Here is a 21,063-nt window from a genome sequence, read left to right on the forward strand (position 1 = left end):
ATGCAGATTAATCCCATCCAATTGAAGCAGCTGATAGAGGCCAGCTTATTTGTATTGGGTAAACCCTTGTCTGTTAAGGCATTGAAAGACACTGTGCTGGCACAATTCAGTGTTTCCAGAGACAGAGTCAAGGCGGCATTGGACGAGTTACAGCAAGATTACGCCGAGCGGGGCGTGCAACTGGTGCAGGTGGCCGGTGGTTACCGCTTCCAGACCCAGGAGGTCTTGAGTCCTTATCTGCAGCCCCTGTGGCAGGAAAAGGCGCCCAAGTATTCCCGTGCCACCCTGGAAACCCTGGCGGTGATAGCCTACCGTCAGCCCGTGACCCGGGGTGATATAGAGCAAGTGCGTGGTGTGGCGATCAGCAGCCATATCATCAAGAGTCTGACCGATAGAGGTTGGATTAAAGTGGTAGGGCATAAGGAAGTACCGGGACGCCCGGCACTCTATGCCACTACATCGGAGTTTTTAGCATATTTTGGCTTAGACAGGTTAGCCGACTTGCCGTCGCTGTCCGATCCTGAGTCATTGCAGGCGCTCTTTTCAAACCTGAAAAGCGTGCCAGAACCAGCAGAAGAGCAGAGTACTAATGAGTGAAAAATTGCAGAAAGTCTTGGCCCGTGCAGGCCATGGCTCCCGTCGTGAGATGGAGGCATGGATTGCTGCAGGCCGAGTTAGTATTGACGGTGAAATTGCCGGCCTAGGCGATCGCGTCGAAGCCGATGCCAAGGTGCGTATCGATGGCCGTGCCATCTCGCTCAAATCCGCCGATGAGGTGATTTGTCGCGTGTTGGCCTACCATAAGCCGGAAGGCGAGATTTGCAGCCGTAAGGATCCCGAAGGGCGTCCGACCGTGTTCGACCGCCTACCAAAGGTGCGGGATTCACGCTGGGTGGCCGTCGGCCGTCTGGATATCAACACGTCGGGCCTGTTGCTGTTCACCTCCGACGGTGAACTGGCCAATCGCCTGATGCACCCATCGAACGAAGTCGAGCGTGAATACGCAGTGCGTACCTTCGGCGAAGTGCCCGAGGCCGCGGTGCAGCGTCTGCGCACCGGCATCACCCTGGAAGACGGTCCGGCGCAGTTCGACAGCATCAAGCCAGCAGGTGGCGAAGGCATGAACCAGTGGTGGCATGTGTCATTGCGTGAAGGTCGTAACCGCGAAGTGCGTCGCCTGTGGGAATCCCAGGAAGTGCAGGTGAGCCGTTTGATCCGTATTCGCTACGGCATGATCGACTTGCCCAAGTCACTGCCCCGCGGTGGTTGGGTGGAATTGCCGATAGAACAAGTGAATTATCTGCGCCAACTGGCGGGACTCGAGCCTGAGACCCGCAGCATGCTGGGCACAGACAAGCACAGCGTCGCCCGGGCCCAGGTGCGCAGCGCCAAGATCCGCCGTGCGGTACGCAAGCATAAGGTCACGGGCGCCAAGCCTAAGCCCAGCCGTCAGCGCAGCTGATCCAGCAGGGGTGAAAACCGCATTAAAAAAGGCCGCTTAGCGGCCTTTTCTGTGTGCGGACGGTTTTGCAACCGCCGGCAGTGTCATTACTGGGCGTCGAATTGCTGGCCATTAACCCCTTGGGAGTCGTCGCCCATGAGGTAGAGGTAGGTCGGCATCAGCTCCTGGGGGGTCTTCAGTGTCTGTGGATCTTCGCTCGGATAGGCCTTGCCGCGCATGCCGGTGCGGGTAGCGCCCGGATTGATGCTGTTGACCCTGACCTGGCTGCCATCGCATTCATCGGCCAACACCTGCATCATGCCTTCGGTGGCAAATTTTGAGAAGGCATAGGGGCCCCAGTAAGCGCGGCCCCGACGACCCACGCTGCTGGAGGTGAAGAGGATCGAGGCGCTCGGTGCCTTGCGCATCACGGGCAGGAGCGCCTTGGTCAGCATCACCTGGGAAATCAGGTTAACCTTGAGCACTTCTTCCAGCGAGGCGATATCTATGTGCTCGAATGGCCCCAGGGCACCCAGCTGACTGGCGTTATGCAGCAGGCCATCCAGGTGACCGAATTGCTCTGCTATGGTCTCGGCCATGTCCTGGTAGTTCTGCTCAGTGGCACCCTTGAGATCCAGCGGCACTATCGCCGGCGTCGGATAACCTGCCTGCTCTATCTCATCATAGACGGCTTCGAGTTTTTTAACCGTTCTGCCCAGCAAGATCACAGTGGCACCATGTTTGGCGTAGTTGATGGCGGCCGTGCGGCCTATGCCGTCCCCGGCACCGGTAACCAGTATGGTTTTGCCTGCGAGCAATTCTTTTGCAGCTTGATATTCCAACATGAGTCAATGTTTCCTCTGGGCGGTAATGCCCGCCATTTCTAGCGTCGCCGAACCAATAAACGACCGTTTCAAACAAACGACTAAATAATTGCCTTATTCGGGCCGTTCTTGTGTGACAAAATTGTAGCTAACTCAATACTTTTACGTTAACTTGGGGCCAGTTAGAGGCTAACATAAGCCTCATTAGTCATAGATATCGGGCTATTGTGACTAATTTCTTAGGGAAAACAAAATTATTACAACAAGATTTGGGGAAAAAAGATGAAAAGACTCATTTTGGGTGTTGCTATAGCATCTGCGCTGGGACTCACAGGATGTGGTGAGGACAGTTTCAACGAGGCCAGGGAAGAGGCGACCCCTCTGATACCCGCTTCCCACATGGTATTCGATCCCGCCGAAGGCGAGGTTCCTTTACCCAACGACTTGTTATTCAGCGGCACCACAGACGGCACCTTGAATATCCCAAGCAAGGCGGGAGATCCGAGTGAAGCCAATGGTGACTATACAGATCCCAAGATAGCCCTGGGTGCCCTCGATGGCTGGTCCACCACTTCACCGATTTCCATCGATGTCGAACTCGCCAATGACAGCGAGGGCAACCCCTTGACCCTCAACGCCGCCTCCGTGGCTCAGGCCGGTGCGGTGCGGGTATTCGAAGCGACCGTCGGTGGCGCCCTGTCGTCAGATCCCGAATGTAAGGCCAAGCCCTCAGTGTCCGCCTGTAAGGTCGGCGAAGAGCTGCAGTTTGGTGTCGATTTCATCTCCACAGCTTCGGGCAATAAGGTGGTCATAGTGCCGCTCAAGCCACTCAAGGCCGGCCAGTCTTATATCTATGCGACGACCAAGTTAATCGAAGATTCCGCCAGCCGCCCCATAGAGGCATCGAGCAGCTATGGTCTGCTCAAGATGGACATAGAGACACTGCCGCTGGAAACCCCGGATCAGCTGATGCTGCAGACCCTGGTCAACAGCTATGAGAAAGGTTTGGCCGCGACTCACGGCGTCGATCCTGACAGCATCAGCTATTCGGCCCTGTTTACCACCCAATCCGTTGCCGAAGTCTACGAGACCAGCAAGCTGTTGATGGCGCAGCCGGGTTCTCCCTATGCCCCCAAATTCGTGCAGGAGCCTACCCCAGCAGGTTATACCGTGGCCCAGGCGGCGGGACTCACCCCGGACGCAGGCATGGCCTATGCGCTGGCAGATCTGGCCGATGTCTATACCGCGACCATTGAGATGCCCATCTATGGTACTTGCTCCTCTGTCAGTTGCCTGGACGGTGAAGGGCATCCACTGATCAATGGCCGCTGGCAGGCTCAGGGCGACAGCCCTGTGTCAGTCTTGCTGGCGTTGCAGGCCGGCACCCTGAGCCAGGAGAAATTTATTTCCCAGGCCCAGACCCAGGGCGTCGATCCCACCGCCGCCCTGGCTAACCCCAGCCTGCTGGCGGGCAAGACTTGGTTGCTCGATGACGGTACGCCTGCGGACAAGGCCAAACACCTGACCAAGTTCAACCCGATACCGGCTATCCAGACCCATGAAACTGTGCCCGTGCTGATTTCCATGCCCAACGCCGCCAAGCTGGTCGAGTTCTACAAGGATAAGGGCGGATTCGTGCCGCCGACCTCAGGCTGGCCAACCAACATAGCCATGCATGGCCTGGGTGGCGGCAAGGAAATGTCGCTGGCCTATGCCGGTGCCTATGCCGCGGCCGGGATTGCGACCGTCGCCATCGACATGCCACTGCATGGTGAGCGCTCCTTCGATGCCGACAAAGACGGTGTCTATGAGGTGACTGCGAGCTATCCAGCCTTCGGCGCTTCCATCGGCAAGCCGGCGGCCTTCGCAAACGGCAATATTTTGTCTTTCATCAACATAGGCAGTTCCCTGTCGGTGCGGGATAACTTCCGTCAGGGGATCCTGGATCATCTGGAACTGAGACTGACCCTGACAGGTCTGGCCCAAAGCCTGGCGGCGGCAGGGAAGCCACAGGTGTTCGACGTCACCAAGATCAGCGCCCAGGGCCTGAGTCTGGGCGCCATTGTCGGCACCAGCTTCTCCACCTACGCCAGCACAGGTCTGGTTAACCCCATGACCGGCGCTGCCTTGCCCAATGCCTATGCCCTCAATGCCGCTTCTTTGGTGGCCCCGAGCGGTGGCCTGGCGGGCACTTTCGTTGGCTCGGCAAGCTTCGGTCCTCTGCTGTTCAGTAACATCAGCGCCTCTCCAACCTTCCTGGAACAAGTGGATAAGGCCAATACCCAAGGTTATGAGCCGGGAAGCCAACAGTATACCGATCTGGTGAAGACGGTTTATGCCGAGTTTGTGCCTACGTTTGCGTTTGCGGTGCAGACGGCTGTCGATTCGATAGATCCAGTCAATCAGGGCGCCAGGTTGGCCGCTACCGAGCTGCCGCTGCATCTGATCGAAGTGGTCGGTGACGGCGCAGCTAACCTGCCGGACCAAACCCTGCCCAACAGGGTCACAGGTTTCCCGCTGTCGGGTACCGAGCCGCTGATCTCCGCCCTGGGTCTGGGTTGTGTCGATAGCACCAGTGTCGGCTCCGGCGCCGTGCGCTTCGCCAAGGGGCATCACAGCTCTATCATCAGTCCGAGCGAAGTACCAGAAGTCACGGATGGTTTCGCCGCTGCCGCAACCGCAGAGATGCAGTCCCAGGTGGTAGGTTTTGCCGCCTCTGCGGGATTGGGCCAAGCGACGATAGTGGTGGCCCAAGTGGATGAGAACGAGACGAGCGTGATCAGCCCCTGCGCCAATTGAGTTGAGATCAATCCCAAAGACCCGGCTTTCGCCGGGTTTTTTTATTGCGCAATAGGCTGTTAGAATAAGGGCCAACGTCTGCCTGTATATGGCTAACATCTCTGATGGAGCTTGAATTGGAATTTTTATACGAATACGGATTATTTTTGGCCAAGGCCATCACCCTGGTGGTGGCCATATTGGCCGTGGTGGTCGGGGTACTGGCCGCGGCGATGAAACAGAAGAGCGACAAGGGCGAGCTGAGCCTGACCCATGTTTCGGATGATTTGCAGGAGCTGGCCCACTCGCTGAAACAGGAATTATTGCCCAAGAAGCAGTTCAAGGCCTATGAGAAGGCGCGCAAGGCGGAGCTGAAAGCCAAAGAGAAGCAAGCAGAAACGCAGCTCGGCAAGCGGGTCTTCGTGGTCGACTTCAAGGGCAGTCTGGATGCCGGCGAAGTCGCCTCACTGAGGGAAGAGATCAGCGCCATCATCACCCTAGCCGAGCCGGGAGACGAGGTCATAGCCAATGTCGAGAGCGGTGGCGGCATGGTACATGGTTACGGCCTGGCCTCCAGCCAGCTGGACCGCTTGCGTCAGGCCAACATCCACCTCAGTGTCTGTATCGACAAGGTGGCCGCCAGTGGCGGTTACATGATGGCCTGTGTCGCCAACAAGGTGTATGCCGCGCCCTTCGCCATCGTAGGTTCCATCGGCGTGGTGGCCCAGCTACCCAACTTCAACCGTCTGCTGAAGAAGCACGAGATAGATTATGAGCAACATACGGCGGGCGATTTCAAGCGTACCCTGACCCTGTTCGGTGAGAACACGGATGAGGGCAGGGAGAAGTTTCGGCAGGAGCTGGAAGAGACCCATGTGTTGTTCAAGAAGTTTGTCAGCCACTATCGCCCCGCACTGGATCTCGCCAAGGTCGCCACCGGCGAGCATTGGTACGGCAAGCAGGCGATAGAACTTGGGCTGATAGATGAGATAGCCACCAGTGACGATGTGATCATGGCCCAAGCCAAAGCGCACACAGTGATCAAGGTGCGTTATCAGCTGAAGAAGAAGCTGGCGGATAAGCTTGCCCATGGGGTATCTCTGTCGGTCAACGCTATCTTTAATCGTCTGATGGAAAAGAACCGGCCTCTGTAGACAGGGACAATGACACACTCGACTGAGCCTGGTACTACCCTCGGGCCGAGTGTTGCAGCCAAATGGCTTTGCAATCCATCATCTGCCGTGGACCTTCTCTGGCGTTTATTCTCGACTCTTGAGTTCGATCAGAAACTGGATTGACCATATAAGACAACAAGATTTACTGGCGATAAACCTGGTCACAGAACACACCCGTTTTCCTCCGGAGCCGCCGCAGGGCGTGGGACTCCTTGGTAAGAGGCTGGCGTGAGTTCAGCCATGGAGGGTTGAGCCCAAGAGCGAACAAACGTTTAAGCTATAGCAATAAGTTCGAGCAATAAGAAGGCCTGGCGAGAGCCGGGCCTTCTTATTGCTCTCAGGGGCCGCTAACCCGGGCCCGGGCCTTCCTCATGATCGGGAAGACTGATACTGACGTTGCAGGGATCGCAACCCAGCACAAAACAACAGCGATAGCTGGCATTACCTGACCCCAAACCTGGACAACAGGCGCAGATAGACTCAGTTGACATGGTATTGCCGTTTGCGACGAGACCGAATTCGGCTATCTGTAGCCCAAGCCCGAATTTCTCTATGACTCTATTGAACTCGCCTCGAATTTCTGAACTCACTTCGCAAAGTTTCGCCTGTAGTGCCTGCTCATGCTCGGACAGCTGCCGCTTCGTATGGTTCGAGGAGCCGCAGTGACAGTCTGATTGCAGGGCTGCTACCTGGCTTTGCAACCGCCCTATATCCTTGCCTATGATGTAATCATTTCCACTCATGATGTTGTGCCTCATTGGATTATCGGCGAAAGTACAGAATTTTTTGACACTGCATGTCATCCGCACAGTCGCCCATGTGAAGAAGACCTCCACGACTAATGTATAAGAGGTTCTTCGGCAGGACGCCAACTTTTGAAGGCTGGGCTGGGACCCTATGGGGCGGCTAAAACTTTTGGTACCATCCAGATTAGAATTAATGCCACTGACATTTATCTGCAAGCATAGCCATGATTTCATCCCAAAGTCAGTTGATTGAGCCACAGGCGACGCCGTTTCATTGCTCCACCGCATAGATCCGTTTCATTCCGGTACTCGTTCTTCGGCGTTAAAATTTTGCCATGCGATCAATGCCTGTGCCCCATGGACTCCTTGGTGATCAGAAGATTAATTTTACATAACAGTGGCTTGTGGTAATCTGTTGTGCATAGAACCTAAGTGCATACGCACTGTTAAAATATGAGCTTACAGGAAGGACCATGAGTACGGTTGATTACTCCAAATACACGTTGGACGAGTTGTTTGATGTGCGTGCCAATATTGATAAAGAGGCTCATCCTGAGAATTATAAAGCGTTGCTGATTGAACTTGACAATCGTAAGGAAGAAGTTGAGGCGCTGACAGAAAAAAAACAAGAAGAGTTTATTTTTTCAATTGAGAACAGATTGAAAATACTCGGCTGGCTTCAACTGGCAACCTCACTTGGGTTTGCTATAGTGTGCATCTATTCGGCATTTGGCACACAAACAATAGTCAATGTGATGATTTGCAGTGTTCTCGCTATTTTTAACGGACTTGCAGGATATAGGCTGTTAACGTGCAAACGTTATGGATTTGAACTTTCTTATATCAATCAAATCTTTCAAATAGTGACAATCAATACCGGCAGCTTTTTTTTCTCATACTCGGGGCTAGGCAGCTTCATTGTTGGCATAGGAAATGGGGTTTTCGTTAAATTTTCTGTGTTAAGTCCAGGGTTCGGTTTTTTCGTCGGTGAAAACTCAGGCCAGTTCAGCGTGGGGATAGATTTAGTTGCGATATTTTTCCTGATAGTACTGAATTCGTGCAACGAGCTGGGATTACTGTCAAAAACTGACCACAAAATTAATTCAACGCCAGGCCGCGGTGAGGTTGATTAAGGAATGGGACAATGTTCAAGGTGCAAGGGTTTAGCGGCGCATGGGCACGGATAAGTCTTGTTGAGTCTAAGACGGCTCAGCAAAATATATCCGCAACTGTTAGTCCTGTCTTTGCTTACTGTAAACTCTTTTTCAACGCCGCATCTCTGACCACCAAGGTGAGATCGTACGCTATGCTGCGGCGTAATTTAGTGAGCCAGCCTTCGACTTTGTCCTCATCGACGGAGCAATGTTTGTCGCTGCACTCGACTCGGGTTGCCGACAGCAGTTTAACCTGTAGCGTGTCCTTGTCGGCCACAATCTGACTTGTTATCTCGTAGCTTTTATGGGTAATACTCGCAAAATAGTGGCCGGCTTCATCTTTGGAGAAGGTCCATTGATTACGCTGTAGCGATCTGCTCAGAAGGGCATCTATGTCACTCACATAACCGTTGAGAGGGATAGGATCTTGATATGGGTGTAACTCTGTTGCCATGGCCTGAACAGTAAACAAGGCGCCGAATATTAATCCTGGTGACAGCCGTTTCATTTTCATTTCCTTATAAACGTTCAATCTTGTGTGCAATACTTTTTCGCAGGTTTTTGATGTAGTTGTAGTAACCTCGACCATTCTTGTAACAAATACCTTCGATGAGTTTTTCGCACACATAATCGCCTAAGGCATCCTGATATTTAAGCTGCACATAATTTTCATTATATTCGATACGCATGACATTGGTGTCGCCGCGATAATCAAACCGCGCCAGAATGTAACCCTCCCCCTCGCCATCGTAAACCCAGGAGAAGCCTTTCGTTTCGAGCATGCCTTCTAAAATGCCATAACGGACTTTATTCAAATCAGCGCTCATGGTTGGAATTTCTTTGTGTACCGCATTGATACGGCCGTTGGACGATTTTGGCCTAACGTTCTTATCGATAATGAGTGGACTTGGAGCAGCCGCCGCAGGAGTGGCTAAGACTAACGCTGTGCATACGCTTAGCAATAAACCGGTTTTGAACATAACAAGTCTCTTGAATATGAATTTGAATCGAATGTTATCACTATGAGTGCGGGATGTAACTAATTAGTGGCTCGGAAAACATACCGGCATGATATAGGGCACGACATACAGCACCAGGTTATCAATTTTTTGGTTGTTTTACTGGAATAAAAATGTCCTGCTTGCTGGATATTAAATAAGCATGTTGATTTAGGCCAAAATAATGGGCACAAGCCTCGGGTGCAGCGGCACTATGACATCGACTCCGACAGTCCGTTCGCGGCTGTCGGAGTCAATCGGGTCGAAGCATTACCTGCGGTAACTGATATGCTGATGGAACCTCAGGATAAGATCTTCGTGTTCTTTATCCATGTCGATCTCATTGGCGAAGCTGCGCAGCGCTTCTTCGACCTGGTTCATGAAGCGCCCGTAGCCGCCGTCGTCGCAATCTTTGGGACCTGCGACTATGGCGAAATGTGCCGCCTCGGCCAGTTTGTCCCCCTGCCAGTGACGGCTGAATTGCTGCTCTGTGGCATTGGGATCGAAACCTATCATCTGCAGTTCGGCCGTGCTTTCCAGGGTCTCAAACTTGCTGTTGCGCACTATGGGTGTCAGGCCGTTGGCGACCATGGCGAGGCGACTGAGCTGCTTGGTCGACGCGGCGCTGAGGAACTTGTCCTCCAGATATTGGTACAGCGGCGTGAAGTCTGTCATCCCCTCGGGCAAGATGCGCTGTTTGAGCTTACGGCTCAGGGGCAGGCTGACGGTCACATAGTTCAGGGCGCTGTGTTCCTGCGGCAGTTGGCAGCCTCTGGCCTGATATCTTTTATCTATGGCCCGCAGCTTATAGCCGTAAGTTTCCTTGTTGCCTTTGGCTTTGGTGAAAAAGTCGTAGGACAAATGCTGATGATCGCGGATTTTTACCGCCAGGCCAGTGGCGGGCAGCAGCGGCAGCAGGCTGTCCATGAAGTACTGCACCTTGGCGTGAAAGGTCGCCGAATTACTGCGCAGCTCACTGCCGGTGGCGAGGAATACCAGACGCAGCTTGCGGGCCCTATGCCCCGCGGTGGCAAACAGGTTTTGTGCCTCATGGTAGGCGGGATTGTAGAAGAAGCGGATCTGCTCGGCAGTCTCGAAACTATAGGCCTCGGTATGAAACCGCACCACGGGCAACTTATCGTTGGCTATGATCTGTATGTTATGGATTTCCTGTTTGTCCGCCAGAGAGAACACGGTTTGGCTCAATTGGCGATAGGCATCCTGAACATCGTCATATCCACCCAAGAGTTCGTCCGTGACTCTGATTTCGGCCAGTATGTACTGATTGCTTCTGGCGTTGGTGGGGATATAGATTCTCTTTTGATGATGATATGGCATGATGATTCCCTGTTAAAAATTAACCCGCGGTCATCCTAGCCGCGTTTGCTGACATAAATATTGCTGTAGAACAAGTTTCTGGCTGCTAGTGAGTATTTTTGTGACCCTTATTGCTGAACCCCTGGCAGTACCCGGACAATCCAAGGTTTTACCCAGAGGCTGATCTGTTCCTGGGCGGCTTGATTGGGATGCAGGCCATCTTTTTGCATCAAGTCTGGGTTAGGCGCTATCTCCCGCATGAAGAAGGGCATCAGGGTGATTGCCTGTTCGGTTTGTATTTCCTGATACACCCGGCGGAACGCTTGGCTGTAGCGCTTGCCATAGTTGGGAGGCATAAGTATGTCACTCAGCAGCACATTGGCTCCTGTGGATTTGATGAGCGTGATGATTTTTGTAAGATTTTTTTTCAGCTGCGCCGGTGAAAATCCCCGCAGGCCATCGTTGGCTCCGAGCTCAACCAACACCAGCTCGGGGGCGACAGAGTCAAGCAGGGCGGGCAATCGCCGCAGGGCGCCGGCACTGGTTTCGCCGCTGACCGAGGCGTTGATGATCTTATGTTCTGGCAGTTTATCTCTCAGCAGCTGCACCCAACCCTGATGTTCCGGCATGCCATAGCTTGCACTCAGGCTATCACCCAGTATTAATATAGTGGCAGCCGATACCGGCGTCGCCGTTAGCAAGATGCCGGATACCAGCAAGGCCGATATCTGCATCGAGCGCGCGAGGACGGGTCGCGTGCGCCCCAGCATTCCAATGAAGAAGGATTTTATGTCTAGCGAAAGTATGTCTTGTGACAGCCAGTCCAGCGAAAGCGTGCCGCGTGAGAGTGCCATAAATGTGGTTAACCTCAAAAAGTCCGTTATTACTCAGGAAGGTGAGTTAACTATCCTCGACGGCATTAACCTGCATGTCAAGCCGGGACAGAGTGTGGCGATACTCGGGCCTTCCGGCTCGGGCAAGTCGACCCTGCTCGGGCTGTTGGCCGCCTTGGATACCCCCAGCTCGGGTGAGATCTGGCTCGACGGAGTGGCACTGTCCGACTTGAACGAGGAACAGAAGGCGAGTCTGAGAAAGCAGAAGGTGAGCTTCATCTTCCAGTCTTTCATGCTGGTCGATACTCTGACGGCGCTGGAGAATGTGATGTTGCCCGCCGAACTCGCCGGGGTCAGGCAGGCGAGGGAAAAGGCGCAACAGATGCTGGAGCGGGTCGGCTTGTCCCACAGGCTGACCCACCTGCCCAAACAATTGTCCGGTGGTGAGCAGCAGCGGGTCGCCATCGCCCGTGCCTTCATCTGTGAACCTAAGGTGCTGTTCGCCGATGAGCCCACTGGCAACCTGGACGCCGCCAACGGCCATAAAATTGCCGACATGTTGTTTGCCCTCAACCAGGAGAGTGATACCACCCTGGTGCTGGTGACCCACGACATGCAGCTGGCCAGGCGCTGCCAGCGGCAACTGCTGATGGAGTCGGGACACTTGTCCGAGCCCGAGCACTCGAATGCACAAGCGCCCGAGGCCGGTTCTCAAGACTGCAGCGAGACCGAGCGCGCAGGCCCCAAGGCCGTCACGGCCGCGGATGACGGCGCCATGCCGACACGGGAGTCGGGCACATGGAACTGAGTCTGGCCTGGCGTCTGTTCAAGCGCGAGTTACGCCAGGGGCAGCTGCTGCTCATCATACTGGCCATCACCCTGGCGGTATTGTCTGTCAGCGGCCTTGCCAGGGTCAGCGAGCGGCTGCAGTTGGCGATTCAGGGCCAGGCATCGCAGTTTATCGCCGCCGATCGCCTCATCTATTCCCCGGCCAAATTGGCACCCGAGCTGCTGGCGCGGGCCGACGCCCTGGGACTGAAAACCGTTAGCAACCAGCAGTTCAACTCCATGGTGTATTCGGGGGATAAGTTTCAGTTGGTGACGGTGCGGGCGGTGCAGGTCGGCTATCCGCTCAAGGGGCAGATAGAGTTGGCCTCGGGTCCGACCCGGGCGCTGCCTGCGGCGGGGGAGATCTGGTTTGAAACCCGTCTCGGGGGCCTGCTCGGCCAACCTGAGACGCTGGAGCTGGGCAACAGCGAATTTCGCCTCGGCGCCGAGATCCGTCGTCTGCCAGACGCCGGCTTCAATCCCTTCGCCTCGGCCCCGGTGATCCTCATGCGTATCGAAGATGTCGCCAAGACGGGCATAATACAGCCAGGCAGCAGGGTGAGCTATCTGTATCAATTCGTCGGCACTGAGGTGCAGCTCAAGGCCTTCGAACAGGAGGTCAAGCCCAGGCTCACCACCAGCCAGGAGTGGCGCGATGTGCAGTCGGGTGAGTCACCCATTGCCGCCGCCGTCAAGCGCGCCGAAAGTTTTTTGCTGCTAGCCAGCCTGCTGGGCATAGCCCTCGCCTGTGCCGCCATAGGTATCGCCGCCCAGCGCTACTGTCAGCGTCACTATGATGTGGTCGCCATGCTGAAGACCTTCGGTGCCTCGGCCAAACAGATCCGCCGCTTGTTCGGGATGCACTTGCTCATGGTGACCCTGGCCGGCCTGGGGTTGGGCCTGCTCGGCGGTTACTTGCTGGATCTGGGGATCACAGCTTTCCTGCCCGAAGACATAGCGGCCTATTCGCCGCCACTGCTGCGTCCCGTGTTGCTGGGCCTGGGCACGGGTCTCATCAGCGCCTTCATGTTTTCCGCCTATCCCTTGTTGCGCCTGCTGGCGATACCGCCGTTGCGGGTGTTGCAGCATAACCTCGAAGGGGTGAATGTCGGCATGTGGCTGCATCTGCTGTTGAGCCTGCTGGCGATGGCGCTCTTGGGGTATCTGTATTCCGGCAGCCTGACGCTGACCCTGACCGTGGTGGCGAGCGTGCTCTTGCTGGCGGCGCTGCTGAGCCTGTTGGGCTTCGGGATGATACGTCTGGGTCATAGCGTGGGCATGAAGACCACCAACCCCTTGCAACTGGCGCTGGCGGGCCTGCGCCGCAGGGCGCGGCAGAATGCGTTGCAACTGGTGGGCTTCAGCAGCGCCCTGGTACTCTTGTTGACCATACTGTCGCTGCGGCAGGACTTGCTCGACGAGTGGCAGAAGCAGTTGCCCGCCAATGCCCCGAATTATTTCCTGGTGAATATCGCCCCCGACGATGAACAGCCATTGGCGGCGTTTATGGCGGAGAAGCAGATAGCGACAACCGATATTTATCCCGTGATCCGCGGCCGTCTGAGCCGGATCAACGGTGAGGACCTGCTCTCCCGGGAACAGCTGGACGCGGGTGAGCAGGGGCGGCTGGGAATAGGGCGTGAGCTCAATCTAACCTGGCGGGAGCAGCTGCCGCCCAACAATGAATTGCTGCAAGGTGAGTTCAACCGCAACGCCTTCGATGTGTCGGTCGAGTCCGGGGTCGCCGAGCGTCTCGGCATAGTCATGGGGGATAAGCTGACCTACAGCATAGACAATCGTGAACTGGTGGTGACCGTCAGCAGCATACGCAATGTGCACTGGGAGACGCTGCAACCGAATTTCTTCATGATCTTCACCCATGAGGCCCTGGCCCAGTTCGCCTATACCTCGATGGCGAGCTTCCGGCTCGAAGAGGCACAGCGCCCCGTGCTTATCGACCTCATCCAGCAGTTTCCGACCCTGTCCATCATAGATGTGGGCACCATGGTGGAGCAGCTCAGGCTGATCATCGCCCAGGTCTCGTTGGCGCTCAGCCTGGTGCTGGCCCTGGTGGTGCTGGCCAGTGCCCTGGTGCTGTTTGCCCAGACCGAGGCGGGCATGGCGACCCGGCAGCGTGAGCTGGCGGTGCTGCGCACCTTCGGCGCCTCGGGTTGGCTGTTGCGCAGCGCCACCGGCATAGAGTTTGCGCTGCTTGGCAGCATCGCCGGCTTGTTGGCCGTGGTGGTGACCGAGTTTTCCCTGTACCTGCTCAAGACCCAGGTGTTCGAGCTCAATGTCTACCCCCATTGGCCTTGGTGGGGCATAGCCCCCGTCTGTGGCGGCTTGTTGGTGGCGCTGCTCGGTGTGTGGCGCTGTCGGGCGTTGCTCAGCCTGTCCTGCAGTGAGTTGCTCAAGGGATAGTGAGACCAGTAATGTGTGTATTAACTAAATCTATTGAAATAGGTGCTAAGGAGTGAGATATGGAGCAAAGGATAATGTCCGGGGTGATGCAGAGGGTTGGCCGCGGCCTCAGGGATAACAAGGGCTTTCTGCTCTTTGTTGGCCTCATGTGTGTGTTTCGCAGCGCAGTGGCGGATTGGAATACTGTCCCGACCGGCTCCATGTTGCCGACCATAGTGCCGGGCGACAGGATCCTGGTGGACAGGCTCGCCTATGATCTCCGTCTGCCCTTCACCCATGTGTCTCTGGCAAGACTCGAAGATCCCGCCAGAGGCGATATCGTGGTCTTCGATTCCAAGGCGGCCGATAAGCGTTTGGTGAAGCGGGTCGTCGGCGTGCCGGGCGACAGCGTCGCCATGAACAACAATCGCCTGACGATCAATGGCATGGCGCTGGACTATGGAGAGCTGGATGGCACCGTCTCAGCCTCAGCCGCCGCGACTGTCGCAGGAGCTGAGTCGCCGAGCTATGTCGACAAACGGGAGTCTCTGCTCGGCGCGGCGCACGCCATTCGCTTGATGCAGCGCAGCTCAGGGTTAGCCAATTTTGGCCCTGTCAGCATTCCGGCCGGTTATTATCTGGCTTTGGGGGATAACAGGGACAAGAGTGCCGATTCCAGGGTGATAGGTCTGGTGCCGCGCGATGAAATCCTCGGCCGGGCCAACAGGGTGCTGCTGTCACTGGACTATGAGGATTATTATCTGCCTCGCGCCGACAGGTTTATGCGGTCGTTGCAACCCTAGCCAAGCTGGTGGCTGGCTTCAGTGGCTTCAGTGTTTTAGTGACTCAGGGAGCCGTTTCCTGGGCTCATTTCCAGCCTGCCCCTGAGATCGGCTCTGCGATTCACAGCACATCTAAGATGGTTTGTGTAACAGGAAGTACAATTAACCAAGGTGAGGTGAGGTGAGACATGATTGACAAGGTATTTATCAATTTGCCGGTGAAAGATTTACCCCTGTCTATACGCTTTTTTACCGCGTTGGGCTTCAGTTTTAATCCGCAATTTACCGACGACAGCGCCACTTGTATGCTGGTGACCGACAATGTCTGTGTGATGTTGCTCAGTCATGAGAAATTTCTTCAGTTCACCCCCAATCCCATCTGTGATGCCAGGGAGGCGACCGAAGTCTTGGTCTGTTTGAGTGTCGACAGCCGTGCCAGGGTCGATGAGCTGGTGGCCAAGGCACAGGCCTCAGGCGGCAGCAGTTATAATCAGCCCCAGGATCATGGCTTCATGTATGGCCATGGCTTCCAGGATCCCGACGGTCACATTTGGGAATTGGTTTATATGGAAAGTCAGGAGCAGCAGGGATAAACCCGAGCCGGGATCCCTATCTCAGTCATGAGCCGGATACTGGATTCGGGTTCCGGCATTTTCAGGTAATTCCCACTAATTCCCATGGCCCATGGCATTTGCTAGCTCAGCAGATCCGTGAGCGCGGCTTCCAGGTAGGGGTAGTTGAAGCTGAAACCTGCGGCGAGGGCGCGCTTGGGGATCACAAACTGCCCCTCTGTGATCAGCTCAGCCATTTCGCCCATCAGCAGTTTGAGTGCCCAGGCAGGGACGGGGAGCAGCGCCGGCCGCTTCAGTACCCGTCCCAATGTCTTGGCAAACTCGGCATTGCTGACAGGGTGGGGGGCCGTGGCATTGTAGATGCCGTGACATGTGTCAGTGTTGAGCATGAACTCAATCAATCTGAGGAGATCCTGTTGGTGGATCCAGCTCATGCCTTGTTGTCCCCGACCTATGGGGCCGCCTAAGCCGAGCTTGAAGGCGGGTAACATCTTGGCCAGCGCGCCGCCCAGCCCCAGCACTATGCCGAAACGCAAGATACAGACCCGGGTCCGATCCGAACCGGCTTTTTGTGCCAGGGTCTCCCAGCGCTGGCATACCTGGTGACTGAATTCATTGTAGAAGGAGCCGGCTTCATCCAGGTGTTCGCTGCCGTGGCGACCGTAGAAACCCACGGCCGAGGCATTGATCAGCACCCTGGGCGGCGTGTCACTCTGGGCGATCAACTGGGCCAAGGACGCCGTCATTTCCCAGCGACTGTCGCAAATGCGTTGTTTCTGTGCCTCGGACCAACGTTTGCCGACGATAGGCTCACCGGCAAGGTTGATCACTGCGTCTATGTTGTTGAGCTCTGTGAGCCCGATCAGGCCCTGATGGTAGCCGTGCTGCTCACCGAACTTGGCGGTGGCGGCCTGTATGTCGCGGCTCACCAGCACCAAGGAGTGGGTCTCGCCGAGCAGACTAACCAGCTGGCTGCCGATAAAGCCCGTCGCCCCTGTGATTAATATTCTCATCTTGCCTGGTCCCCTTGCCAACTTGTATTGAGTATAAATGCGGTCGGGGGAAAGGCGGCTTATTGCGGTTATTTTTTGTAACACAGCTCCATGGAAACCGAGTCGGCGAAGCGCAGCGCATGGGGCTTGTCTATCTCGACACTGGCAAATTCGACCCAAGCATGCTCGCTGGCGATGGCCAGTACCTGGTTGGTGAGGTTTTCCAACAGGGAGAAGCGGTTGTTTTCGATGAGCCCTATGACTCTCTTGGTGATGGTGCGGTAGTTCAGCGCATCTTCAACCTTGTCGCTGTTGCGGGCTTTCTCGGCACAGTAGTGAATAACGATATTCACTACAACGTCTTGCCGGTTCTGAATTTCGTCTTCCTTGATGCCAATAAAAGTACGGAGCCTGAGGTTTTTAATGCGTATAATGGCGGTTTCTGGTTTCATAGTACCGATAATCATTCCGTTCATGGTTGAGGCGTGTTGCCTGAAAATGTTGTCTTTATTGGCACTTAGCCTAACAATTTTATCCAGGATCAAGAAGGATTTTTAACTCATGACTCGAGCCAATGTGCCCTCTATGGCCTACCGCAGTTTTGCCGTGATGGCCTTTTTGGTGGTGATCCTGGCAGGAATAAAAGCCGCCAGTCCGATAGTGGTGCCCTTCGTGTTGTCGGCCTTTATCGCCATGATCTGCAATCCGGCCATCGGCTTCATGATGCGCTGCAAGATCCCCAAGTGGCTGGCCGTCATAGTGCTGATGGGCTTCATAGTGCTGATGGGACTGTGGTTGGCGTCCCTGGTGGGGCGCTCGGTCAACGAGTTTTCCACCCAGCTGCCCCATTACCGGGATCAGTTGATCGAGCAATTCGGCTGGCTTATCCAGAAGCTGCAATCCCTGAACATACAGGTTTCCAAGGCGCAACTGCTGGCGTACTTCGATCCCGGCATGGCCCTGTCCATGACCACCAACATGCTGTCCGGTGTCGGCAATGTGATGGCGAACCTGTTTCTCATCATACTGACCATAGTCTTCATGTTGTTCGAAGCACAGGCGCTGCCGAAGAAGCTGCATCTGGCGCTGGACGATCCCGACATGCGCCTCAAGCAGATAGATAAGTTCTTGAGCTCGGTCAACCAATACATGGTGATCAAGACCCTGGTGAGTCTGGGCACCGGGGCCATAGTGGGCCTTGGACTGGCTATCATAGGCGTGGATTACGCCTTGCTGTGGGCGGTCATCGCCTTCCTGTTTAACTACATACCCAACATAGGCTCCATCATAGCCGCGATCCCGGCGATACTGCTGGCCTTCATCCAGCTGGGGCCAACGGCAGCTGGGGCCACGGCTGCCCTGTACCTGGGCTCCAACATGGTGATGGGCAATGTGATCGAACCCAGATTCATGGGCCGGGGGTTGGGGCTGTCGACCCTGGTGGTGTTCCTGTCGTTGATTTTCTGGGGCTGGCTGTTGGGCTCGGTCGGCATGTTGTTGTCCGTGCCGCTGACCATGATAGTCAAGATAGCGCTGGAATCGAGCAAGAGCGGTGGCTGGCTGGCGGTGATGCTGGCGGACGATCTCAGCGAGCTGTCACTGCTCAAGTCCGGGCAGGCCCCTGAGTCGCCAGTGACGCTTGAGCCCGCAGCCGAGGCCTCGCCTGAATCTGAATCTGAGGCTGATCCTGAGGCTGAAGTTAAGTCCAAGTGACTGAGATAACAGCGAAAATAATGCCGGTGCTGCGTGCGCGCCCGGCGAACAGCCGCCTTGGCAGCTGAATTATGTGTCAACCGAATCAAGGCATCTAGGCCTGCAATGAGTGTAATGAATGAGTAGTGAGTCGATACAAGGTTTTATCCAGCAAGTGGCCGCCGCCGAGTTAACCGACGAGGCCGTCAGGCTGTTCCATGGCCGCGGCGGGCGTTTTCCCGGCTGTGAACACTTATGTCTGGATTGGTTCGCCCCCGTGTGGTTGCTAACCAGTTTCATGCCATTGGAGGCCGGCGAGCTGGCGTCTTGCGTGGCGGCAATAGCGCAGCGCTGGAGTCAACTCGGGGGCGATGAGGCGTTCAACCTGGTGTACCAGTACCGCAGCGGCGGCCAGACCCATACCCAGTTGCTGCATGGCACCGTGCCTGAGCCGCACCTGGTGTCCGAGAATGGCATGCAGTTTCAGGTACACCTGCTGCGGGGCCAGAACCATGGTCTGTTTCTCGACATGCGCAACGGCAGGCAATGGCTCAAGGACAACGCTAAACACAAGAAAGTGCTCAACCTGTTTGCCTATACCTGTGGCTTCTCCGTGGCTGCCCTGCGCGGTGGGGCGGATGAAGTGGTCAACATGGATATGAGCAAGGGAGCGCTCGCCATAGGCAAACAGAACCATGTGCTCAATGGTTTTCATGCCGGTGCCCGCTTCCTGGGACACGACATCTTCAAATCCTGGGGTAAACTGACCAAGCTGGGTCCCTATGACATCATAGTCGCAGATCCACCGAGCAATCAGAAGGGCAGTTTCGTCGCCACCAAGGACTATGTGCGCCTGTTGCGCCGCCTGCCGGAACTCTTGAGTGCCAATGGGGAAGTCTTGCTCTGTCTCAATGCCCCCGAACTCGACAGCCAATTCCTGCGCAGCCAAGTGGCCGAGGTCGCGTCGCAGCTGAGCTTCATCGAGCGCCTCGATAATCCAGCCGTGTTCGAGGATGCAGATCCGGAAAAGGCCCTGAAGGTATTGCGTTACCGTCTTGCCGCTGCGACCGGCGGGTAATGATGTTCCGCAGTCGACTCCCGGCAAACCAGCAGTTTGGCTGCGAGCTATCGGTAAACTGTCGGCGAACCCCAGGTAAACCCGCGGCCAAGCGACAGCGAACCCGGCCAGTCATCCTGGCCGGGAAATTGGGTCTGTGAGGCTAGTAGGCGAGGCGTTCGGAAAGGAGTGATTGGCCGTAGGTCTCTATGATTTGCGCTATGCTGCGCTGGTCTTTTTTGACCAGTGAAGATATCTCGTTGTAGAGCCTGTCCTGCACATCGAGGGGAATGTTCATGTGTTCCATGAACATGTGTATGCCCAGGGTGTCGTTACGCTCGAATAGATCGACGAATCTTCCTGCTTCAAATTCAATCAGTGCATTCATCATCGCTCTCCAGTGCCATCTATTAATAGATAGCAGCTGCGGCATCGCCGAAATAGACTATTTGCTTGTAAGCAGCATGGGCTAAATACCTGAAGCTGCTAAGCGGCGCAATTTCTGTAAGTCTTTCTTGGGTTTTCCCTGAAAGGTGCCGATTTCAGCATTTTTTCGCTGGAATCGACAACAAAACTGAAAGTTTTCTGTAACTCCTGTTCTGGCTTGGGTATAATGCCGTTGTTGGAAAGACTGCTGGGGAGAGGCTGTTTTTCCTGACCGGGCAAAATGTCGGCTCATACAAGACATGCCTCTGAGACCTTACTGAATCTATGCGGAGTTGTTATGGAAGTGCTGGAATACGAGAGTGCCTACTATCAAGTGAAAGACGATGTTTCCTTGTCTGTTCCTGCCGAGTGCGATGAAGAGGCCTGAGACAGCCGCTGATAGCGACAGATAAAAAATAGCGACCCCAGGTCGCTATTTTTTTGCCTCATACCAACCGGCTTAACCGTTGACCTGGCGTTTTTCGGGCAAGATCTCGACTATCACCCAGTTCTTGCCGCGTTTATGCAGCCGCAAGCTTCTGTCATCGATCCAAAACTGCCCCGCTTTCAATCCCTTGAGTTTGATGACCACGGTCACTTTGTCGGACAGCTTACGGAAAAAGTCGATATCCACATCATCTATTTCCATTTCGACGTCCGTCATCGACAGGTTCAGCATGTGTCGTTGCACCGAGGCGGCAATATAGTAATGTTCCAGGAGTTCCTGCAGCGGTTCGCTGACGTATTGCTTGGCCTCGTTGACATCTTTGTCGACATAGATGGCTTTGAAGAATCCCAGGGTGACTTTCTCCGGGGAATGGGTTAACGCGCCGTCTTCGGCAGCGTCACCGCATCCGAACAGGAAGAGCAGGCATAGAAAAGCGAGTTTTTGCATAGGACAGTCAATCATGGGTTTGCCGGCCAGTATCGCGATTTCTGCCCCGAGACACAAGATCCGCCGTTAATGGTCCGATTTAACGTTTCGGCTATTGACTCATCAGTCTCATTCATGGCATATACAGAGAGATGACTGCTCAAGGTTATCCAC

The 21,063-nt window shown here is 55.2% G+C and carries 21 protein-coding genes; 11 read left to right on the plus strand and 10 right to left on the minus strand.

Translation table 11 applies throughout. The features are described 5' to 3' along the window. Both scpB and rluB read left to right on the plus strand, forming a co-directional pair. On the plus strand, positions 1-597 hold the full coding sequence (gene scpB / locus HC757_RS13060) for an SMC-Scp complex subunit ScpB (RefSeq protein WP_169564820.1): 597 nt from the start codon (positions 1-3) through the stop codon (positions 595-597). After that, positions 590-1,462 carry a 23S rRNA pseudouridine(2605) synthase RluB gene (rluB, locus tag HC757_RS13065; RefSeq protein WP_169564821.1) on the plus strand — a complete coding sequence of 291 codons (873 nt, stop codon included), beginning with the start codon at positions 590-592 and terminating at the stop codon, positions 1,460-1,462. The genes scpB and rluB overlap by 8 nt, the downstream gene beginning before the upstream one ends. A gap of 86 nt (positions 1,463-1,548) precedes the next feature. Here the strand turns inward: rluB and HC757_RS13070 are convergent, their stop codons facing one another. Next, positions 1,549-2,286 (minus strand): YciK family oxidoreductase, encoded by a 738-nt coding sequence (locus HC757_RS13070; RefSeq protein ID WP_169564822.1) that lies wholly within the window; start codon positions 2,284-2,286, stop codon positions 1,549-1,551. A 261-nt stretch (positions 2,287-2,547) separates the two neighbouring features. Between HC757_RS13070 and HC757_RS13075 the strand changes: the two genes are divergently transcribed. Next, a complete protein-coding gene (locus tag HC757_RS13075) occupies positions 2,548-5,064 on the plus strand; it encodes a VolA/Pla-1 family phospholipase (protein ID WP_169564823.1) in 2,517 nt (838 codons plus the stop codon). 116 nt (positions 5,065-5,180) lie between these two features. Continuing rightward, the gene (gene sohB / locus HC757_RS13080; protein ID WP_169564824.1) at positions 5,181-6,197 is read left to right on the plus strand and encodes a protease SohB; all 1,017 of its coding nucleotides are present in this window, start codon (positions 5,181-5,183) and stop codon (positions 6,195-6,197) included. 368 nt (positions 6,198-6,565) lie between these two features. Here sohB and HC757_RS13085 read toward each other — a convergent pair whose 3' ends face one another. Next, positions 6,566-6,961 (minus strand): hypothetical protein, encoded by a 396-nt coding sequence (locus tag HC757_RS13085; RefSeq protein WP_169564825.1) that lies wholly within the window; start codon positions 6,959-6,961, stop codon positions 6,566-6,568. 476 nt (positions 6,962-7,437) lie between these two features. On the opposite strand from HC757_RS13085, the gene HC757_RS13090 reads away from it, so the two are divergent. Continuing rightward, positions 7,438-8,097, plus strand: coding sequence for a hypothetical protein (locus HC757_RS13090; protein ID WP_169564826.1), 660 nt, complete (start codon positions 7,438-7,440; stop codon positions 8,095-8,097). A gap of 115 nt (positions 8,098-8,212) precedes the next feature. Here the strand turns inward: HC757_RS13090 and HC757_RS13095 are convergent, their stop codons facing one another. The 4 genes from HC757_RS13095 to HC757_RS13110 form a co-directional block, all read right to left on the minus strand. Beyond that, positions 8,213-8,626, minus strand: a complete 414-nt coding sequence (locus tag HC757_RS13095; RefSeq protein ID WP_169564827.1) for a hypothetical protein — start codon at positions 8,624-8,626, stop codon at positions 8,213-8,215. A 10-nt stretch (positions 8,627-8,636) separates the two neighbouring features. Then, on the minus strand, positions 8,637-9,098 hold the full coding sequence (locus tag HC757_RS13100) for a hypothetical protein (protein WP_244623518.1): 462 nt from the start codon (positions 9,096-9,098) through the stop codon (positions 8,637-8,639). A gap of 288 nt (positions 9,099-9,386) precedes the next feature. Then, entirely contained in the window at positions 9,387-10,454 is a 1,068-nt protein-coding gene (locus tag HC757_RS13105; RefSeq protein ID WP_169564828.1) for a DUF3083 family protein, read from the minus strand. Between the two features lie 107 nt (positions 10,455-10,561). After that, entirely contained in the window at positions 10,562-11,167 is a 606-nt protein-coding gene (locus HC757_RS13110; RefSeq protein ID WP_169564829.1) for an arylesterase, read from the minus strand. 55 nt (positions 11,168-11,222) lie between these two features. On the opposite strand from HC757_RS13110, the gene HC757_RS13115 reads away from it, so the two are divergent. The 4 genes from HC757_RS13115 to HC757_RS13130 all read left to right on the plus strand — a co-directional run bounded on the left by HC757_RS13115 (position 11,223) and on the right by HC757_RS13130 (position 15,869). Next, positions 11,223-12,074 (plus strand): ABC transporter ATP-binding protein, encoded by an 852-nt coding sequence (locus tag HC757_RS13115; RefSeq protein ID WP_244623520.1) that lies wholly within the window; start codon positions 11,223-11,225, stop codon positions 12,072-12,074. Beyond that, positions 12,065-14,515, plus strand: a complete 2,451-nt coding sequence (locus tag HC757_RS13120) for an ABC transporter permease (protein WP_169564830.1) — start codon at positions 12,065-12,067, stop codon at positions 14,513-14,515. Before HC757_RS13115 ends, HC757_RS13120 begins: the two co-directional genes overlap by 10 nt. Positions 14,516-14,601: 86 nt before the next feature. Continuing rightward, a complete protein-coding gene (gene lepB / locus HC757_RS13125) occupies positions 14,602-15,297 on the plus strand; it encodes a signal peptidase I (protein ID WP_425313967.1) in 696 nt (231 codons plus the stop codon). 167 nt (positions 15,298-15,464) lie between these two features. Next, positions 15,465-15,869, plus strand: coding sequence for a VOC family protein (locus tag HC757_RS13130; RefSeq protein ID WP_169564831.1), 405 nt, complete (start codon positions 15,465-15,467; stop codon positions 15,867-15,869). A gap of 101 nt (positions 15,870-15,970) precedes the next feature. Here HC757_RS13130 and HC757_RS13135 read toward each other — a convergent pair whose 3' ends face one another. Together HC757_RS13135 and folX are read right to left on the minus strand one after the other, a co-directional pair. Then, positions 15,971-16,861 carry a TIGR01777 family oxidoreductase gene (locus tag HC757_RS13135; RefSeq protein WP_169564832.1) on the minus strand — a complete coding sequence of 297 codons (891 nt, stop codon included), beginning with the start codon at positions 16,859-16,861 and terminating at the stop codon, positions 15,971-15,973. A gap of 68 nt (positions 16,862-16,929) precedes the next feature. Then, positions 16,930-17,292, minus strand: coding sequence for a dihydroneopterin triphosphate 2'-epimerase (gene folX / locus HC757_RS13140; RefSeq protein ID WP_169564833.1), 363 nt, complete (start codon positions 17,290-17,292; stop codon positions 16,930-16,932). A gap of 109 nt (positions 17,293-17,401) precedes the next feature. Here folX and HC757_RS13145 point away from each other — a divergent pair, with 109 nt between their 5' ends. Together HC757_RS13145 and HC757_RS13150 are read left to right on the plus strand one after the other, a co-directional pair. After that, on the plus strand, positions 17,402-18,553 hold the full coding sequence (locus tag HC757_RS13145; RefSeq protein ID WP_169564834.1) for an AI-2E family transporter: 1,152 nt from the start codon (positions 17,402-17,404) through the stop codon (positions 18,551-18,553). A 133-nt stretch (positions 18,554-18,686) separates the two neighbouring features. Continuing rightward, on the plus strand, positions 18,687-19,610 hold the full coding sequence (locus HC757_RS13150) for a class I SAM-dependent methyltransferase (protein ID WP_169564869.1): 924 nt from the start codon (positions 18,687-18,689) through the stop codon (positions 19,608-19,610). Positions 19,611-19,752: 142 nt separating this feature from the next. Here HC757_RS13150 and HC757_RS13155 read toward each other — a convergent pair whose 3' ends face one another. After that, positions 19,753-19,977, minus strand: a complete 225-nt coding sequence (locus HC757_RS13155) for a hypothetical protein (RefSeq protein WP_169564870.1) — start codon at positions 19,975-19,977, stop codon at positions 19,753-19,755. Positions 19,978-20,475: 498 nt separating this feature from the next. Next, positions 20,476-20,910, minus strand: coding sequence for a nuclear transport factor 2 family protein (locus HC757_RS13160; RefSeq protein ID WP_169564835.1), 435 nt, complete (start codon positions 20,908-20,910; stop codon positions 20,476-20,478). Between the last annotated feature and the right edge of the window lie 153 nt (positions 20,911-21,063).

Source organism: Shewanella salipaludis (assembly GCF_012911865.1).
Classification (GTDB): Bacteria; Pseudomonadota; Gammaproteobacteria; order Enterobacterales; family Shewanellaceae; genus Shewanella; species Shewanella salipaludis.